Origin of the sequence: Sphaerochaeta sp. (assembly GCF_050178175.1) — a bacterium.
Classification (GTDB): domain Bacteria; phylum Spirochaetota; class Spirochaetia; order Sphaerochaetales; family Sphaerochaetaceae; genus Sphaerochaeta.
The window spans coordinates 1-5,140 of the sequence record NZ_JBFXGH010000139.1 but is presented as its reverse complement, the minus strand read 5'-3'; the positions used below and the strand labels follow the sequence as shown (position 1 = coordinate 5,140).

The window sequence follows — 5,140 nt, the reverse complement described above, 5'->3', positions numbered from 1 at the left end:
GGGCGATCTTCTTGTGGGATCAGATATGATACAGGCGATACTTCCCCCACTCTCCCCGGTGAGGGAGGGATACACGGTAATTGATTGTACTGGCAAGGTCCTCTGCCCTGGATTCATCGATATGCATGGGCATAGTGATCTTGAAGTACTGAGGAATCCTCCGATGCAACCCAAGATTGGACAGGGGATTACCACTGAGGTTGCCGGAAACTGCGGTATCGGGGTATTCCCCTGCCAGAGGGGAAGTGTCTTTTTAAGGGAACTCTGTGGGGACGTCCTGGGAGCATATCCAGAGGCCGGATGGGAATCATTCAATTCCTACCGGCAGCAGTGGAGAAGTGGAACCAACATGGCATTCCTGCAGGCCCACAGCACCCTGAGAAGGACGAGTATGAAGGGAAATGTAAACAGGAGCGCAACCGATACTGAAATTCTCACGATGTGCAACCTTCTCAGGGATAGCCTGGAAGCAGGCTGTCTTGGAATGTCCACAGGCTTGTACTACGCGCCTTGTATATTCGCTGAAGAGAAGGAGCTGCTTGCCCTCCTAAAGGTAGTTGCTGAGTACAAGGGACTCTTTGCAGTACATATGCGTTGTGAAGGAAGTGACATTCTTGATTCCCTCAAGGAAGTGCTCACTCTCGCGGAGCGTTCAGGAGTGAGACTGGAGATCAGTCACCTTAAGGTGATCGGGAGAAAGAACCAGCACCTTGTGGATGAGGTGCTCTCCATGATCGACCATGCCAGGGAGAGAGGTCTGGATGTACAGTTTGACCAGTATCCTTACCACTTTGGTTCAACAAGCCTGTTCAGTCTTCTCCCTCCTTCCTATCTACGCTTGCCCCGTGAGGAGCTGCAGCCCCTCCTGGCGGATGCTTCAGTCCGGATGAAAATACGGAAGGAAATGGACCATCCACAGGGATGGGACTCCATCGCTGAACTTTGCGGATGGGACCAGGTGAGTATCCTGAGTCTGGAAGGTAACAGGCAGTATGAGATGATGAGCCTGAGTGAAATAGCCAGGGATCAGGGTAGTGACCCGTACGAAGTTTTCTTTGACATTCTCCAGGAAGCAAAGGGAACTGCACTGATGATGGATGTTACCCAGAGTGAGGAATCTCTCAAGAAAATCCTCTCTCATCCTCTCATGTGTTTTGGTACGGATGCCCTCTATGCTGGAGCTCTGGGTCATCCACGGTCCTATCAGAGTACGCTCCACCTGCTTGATAGATATGGAAAACAAGAAGCAGTACTACCTATCCAATCCCTTATTGCAAGAATGACCGGCAATCCTGCAAACCGACTGGGGTTACAGGATAGGGGATTCATAAAAACCGGCTACAAAGCGGACTTGGTGCTCCTCGATTGGCAGCACCTTGCCGAACACAATGACATCAAACATCCCGAGATAACCGGGCCCGGTATCTCTTTGGTGATGGTAAACGGGGTGGTGGCCTATCAGGAGGGGACGTATTTTGCGAGTACCAGTGGTTCTCTCCTGCTCTACTCGTAGCGGTTGAGGAACTTCTGTGTCCTCGGGTTTTTCGGGTTATTGAACAACTCTTCCGGATTGCCTTCTTCAACAATAAGACCATCATCCATGAAGATGATACGGTCGGAGATATCCCTTGCAAAGGCCATCTCATGGGTTACCACAATCATGGTCATCTTCTCTTTCGCCAAGTCCTTGATAACACGGAGAATTTCCCCGGTCAGTTCTGGATCGAGTGCACTGGTGGGTTCATCAAAACATAGAACGGTCGGGTTGAGCGCCAAGGCGCGAGCGATGGAAACCCGCTGTTGCTGTCCACCGGAGAGTTGGTTGGGGTAAGCCTTCTCTTTCTCTTCCAATCCCATTTTCTTGAGAAGATCGCGACCAACCTTCTCAGCTTCCTGCTTGTCCCGTTTCAAAACATGCATCTGGGGCTCTGTAATGTTTCTCATTACACTCATATGGGGGAAGAGATTGAAATTTTGGAATACAAGGCCAAGATTAAGTCTCACCGAGCGAAGCGTTTGCTTGTCAGCATAGGAGACAACGCCATCCTTGGTTGATGTGACCATGGTCTGTCCACATACAGTGATGGTTCCCCCGTCAACAGGTTCAAGTTGTGTAAGGCAACGCAGCAACGTGCTCTTCCCGCTACCGGAAGGCCCAATGATGGAAAGGACCTCTCCCTCGTTCAGGGTGAACGAGATTCCCTTGAGTACCCCAAGGCCATCGAATGATTTCTGTAGGTTTTCTACGGTTATGATTTCCATCTTCCTCTCCTAGCGGTAGTAGTTGAGCTTTCTCTCAAGCAGGTCGAATGAACGGGAGACTACCGCATTCATCAGGAAGTAAAACACTCCGGCAATGAAGATGGGCATGGTCGAGAACTCCCGTGCTGAGGCGTTCTGGGCAACCCTGAAAAGTTCAGCTACCCCGATCGTCTGGGCAAGGGCAGTATCTTTTACCAGGGTGATCACCTCGTTTCCCATTGCAGGGATAATGCGTTTGACCACCTGAGGGGCAATCACATGGGTGAATGTGTGGGCCTTCGAGAAGCCAAGCACCAAGGATGCCTCATACTGCCCGACGGGGATCGATTGGATTCCCCCACGGTAAATCTCAGCAAAATACGCTGCATAGTTGATGGTATAGCCTACAATAACAGCAGTGAAACGGTCATATGAGGAGCCGAAGATGTAGTAGGGGGCAAAATAAACAAACAAGAGCTGGAGGATCAAGGGGGTTCCCCGCATGATCATGATGTACACATTTACCACGTTCGAGATGATCGGGTTTTTCGACATCCTGCCTTTGGCAACCAACATACCCAGGGGGAGGGAGAATAGCAGGGTAAGGCCGAATATCTTCAAACTGGTCATCGTGGCAACCAGCATCTGCATTAAGAGGTTTCCCATTGGTGTCTCCTAGAGATAAGGTGTTGAAAAAAGAAAACGGGGAGCCAAGCTCCCCGTAATCATAACGATTTCGTTATTTTCCTACAACCGTAATATCACTACCGAACCAATCGGTGGAGATTTTTGCAAGTGTACCGTCTGCGGCCATTGCCTCAAGCTGTTGCCATACTGCGTCTGCAAGCTTCTGCTCACCCTTGCGGAATCCAATACCATAATCTTCGGGAGCAAGTTCCTCCTCGAGGATCCTGAAGGGTTTGCCACTGCGCTTGATGTTGTCCTCTGCAACAGTGACATCAACCACCAGTGCATCGATTCCTCCAATCTCAAGATCCATCAAACCGGTAAGGTTCTCCTTGAACTCAACAAAGCTCTTTACGGACTGCTTGAACTCGGGAGTGTCGTCGATTGCATTTGAAGCTGATGATCCAGCTTGGTAACCGACGGTTTTTCCACTGAGGGAGGCAAGTGTGGTGTAAGGGCTGTCATCCCGCACGACAACAACCTGGGCATTGTGGATATAGGGAGGGGTAAAGGTCATGGCTGCCTGACGTTCAGGGGTGATGGTGAAACCATTCCAGATACAGTCAATGTTTCCGGTATTCAGTTCCTGTTCCTTGGCATTCCAATCAATTGCCTGGAGCTTGAGCTCAACACCGAGGCGTTTCATGACTTCCTTGGCCAAATCTACATCAAAACCCACCAGTTCACCTTTCTCATTACGGAAACCCATGGGAGGGAAGTTGTCATCGAGACCCATGACGAGTACGCCCTTGTCCATGATTTTCTGAAGGGAATTATCAACACCGGGCGCTTGTTCCTTGGTTCCTGCAGCGAAAAGGCCGACCGAAACCAATAATAGTGACAACAGTACAACAATGCTTCGTTTCATTTCTATCTCTCCTCAAACAATACTACCCGTTCTGGGTGTTAGTGGAGAGTGTAACGAAAAAGAGGGTAAATATCCAGACTTACTGCATAAATATTCAGTTAATGTATAGTTTTATTGCAGTGATCAGCGAACTGACAACCCTTGCAAGCATTTCCTTTTTTGGGTGAGCATGAGGCACAACTGTCTTCCTTGCTCTGTTTTGTAAGGGTTGCTATTGCGTAGGCAACCAAGGAAATGATCAAAGCTGCAACAACCACATTGGCAATAATCGTAGTCATAGGCATTCCTTTATATCAGAAGCAGCACCAGGTAACGAACCAACAGTGCTGATAGATAGGCGAATCCTGTCTGCCAAAGCAGGGCATACAGAAGTTTTCTCGTGCTTCCCAGTTCCTTGAACATTGCGCTAATGGCTGCAATACAAGGAGAGGAGAGCAGAATGAAAGTCATATAGGAGAGAGCGGAGTCGGGAGTGAAGAAAGATCCCAGATTGGCAGTCCCGATGGTGACGCTGAGTGTACTGACAATGGTCTCCTTGGCAGCGATACCGGTCAACAGGGCAACACTGGCCTGCCAGAAGCCGAATCCCAATGGGGCAAACAGTGGCGCAATGATCCTCCCCATGTTAGCAAGCATGCTTGCCTCTGCATCGACCGCTTGGAAAGTAAAGGAGTACGAGGAGAGCAGATAGATGATCACCGAGGAGAGCAGGATGATGGTTCCAGCCTTCTGTATGAATCCCATGGTGCGCTCCTTGGTCTGGAGCCAGACATTCCTGACCGTAGGGAGTTGGTAACGGGGTAGCTCGAGGATGAAGGCATTGGTTTCCTTATGCTTGTCGATTGCTTGTGCAAGCAATCCTGTAACAATGACTGCAACAATGCCGAGTAGGTAGATCATGGGGGCGATGTACCACTGACCAGGAAAAAAGTAGGTGAGCATAAGAGCAAAAACCGGCATCTTCGCACTGCATGGTATGAATGGGGTAACGATGACCGTCAGTTCCCGCTGTTTCTGGTGCTCGATTGTCCTGCTGCTCATGATTGCAGGTACCGAGCAACCGGTTCCGATGACCAAGGGAATGATGGACTTGCCGGAAAGACCCATGGTGCGCATCATCCTGTCCATGATGAAGGCAATCCGCGCCATATACCCGCAATCTTCCAAGATCGAGAGAAGCAGAAAAAGCATAAACAGCTGCGGAACAAAGGTCAGGACCGCCCCAACTCCTGCAATGATCCCGTCCACGAGTATCCCTGAGAGCAGGGGGAGTACTCCCAATGTATCTGATAATGTAAATACCTGGGCACCAAGGTATCCAAAGAGATTTTCCAGAATTGGGGT

General features: G+C 49.8%; 6 protein-coding genes. 1 reads left to right on the top strand and 5 read right to left on the bottom strand.

Annotation, left to right across the window (positions count from 1 at the left end):
* Nucleotides 1-1,513 (top strand): N-acyl-D-amino-acid deacylase family protein (locus tag AB7S66_RS11225; protein ID WP_428520043.1); only part of this gene is annotated, 1,513 nt, incomplete at its 5' end.
* On the opposite strand, the gene AB7S66_RS11220 is transcribed toward AB7S66_RS11225, so the two are convergent.
* From AB7S66_RS11220 to AB7S66_RS11200, 5 genes are all read right to left on the bottom strand, one after another.
* Nucleotides 1,504-2,262 carry an amino acid ABC transporter ATP-binding protein gene (locus AB7S66_RS11220; RefSeq protein WP_428520041.1) on the bottom strand — a complete coding sequence of 253 codons (759 nt, stop codon included), beginning with the start codon at nucleotides 2,260-2,262 and terminating at the stop codon, nucleotides 1,504-1,506. The genes AB7S66_RS11225 and AB7S66_RS11220 overlap by 10 nt on opposite strands.
* A 9-nt stretch (nucleotides 2,263-2,271) precedes the next feature.
* Nucleotides 2,272-2,907, bottom strand: coding sequence for an amino acid ABC transporter permease (locus AB7S66_RS11215; protein ID WP_319756308.1), 636 nt, complete (start codon nucleotides 2,905-2,907; stop codon nucleotides 2,272-2,274).
* A 73-nt stretch (nucleotides 2,908-2,980) separates the two neighbouring features.
* Nucleotides 2,981-3,796, bottom strand: a complete 816-nt coding sequence (locus tag AB7S66_RS11210; protein WP_428520039.1) for an amino acid ABC transporter substrate-binding protein — start codon at nucleotides 3,794-3,796, stop codon at nucleotides 2,981-2,983.
* A 98-nt stretch (nucleotides 3,797-3,894) separates the two neighbouring features.
* Nucleotides 3,895-4,074, bottom strand: coding sequence for a hypothetical protein (locus tag AB7S66_RS11205; protein WP_428520037.1), 180 nt, complete (start codon nucleotides 4,072-4,074; stop codon nucleotides 3,895-3,897).
* 10 nt (nucleotides 4,075-4,084) lie between these two features.
* On the bottom strand, nucleotides 4,085-5,140 hold a 1,056-nt coding region (locus AB7S66_RS11200), incomplete at its 5' end, for a nucleoside recognition domain-containing protein (protein WP_428520035.1).

What these genes read in the sequence shown, in the direction of transcription:
- AB7S66_RS11220 (WP_428520041.1), bottom strand. Translation starts at nt 2,262, where the DNA reads ATGGAAATCATAACCGTAGAAAACCTACAGAAATCATTCGATGGCCTT.
- AB7S66_RS11215 (WP_319756308.1), bottom strand. Translation starts at nt 2,907, where the DNA reads ATGGGAAACCTCTTAATGCAGATGCTGGTTGCCACGATGACCAGTTTG.
- AB7S66_RS11210 (WP_428520039.1), bottom strand. Translation starts at nt 3,796, where the DNA reads ATGAAACGAAGCATTGTTGTACTGTTGTCACTATTATTGGTTTCGGTC.
- AB7S66_RS11205 (WP_428520037.1), bottom strand. Translation starts at nt 4,074, where the DNA reads ATGACTACGATTATTGCCAATGTGGTTGTTGCAGCTTTGATCATTTCC.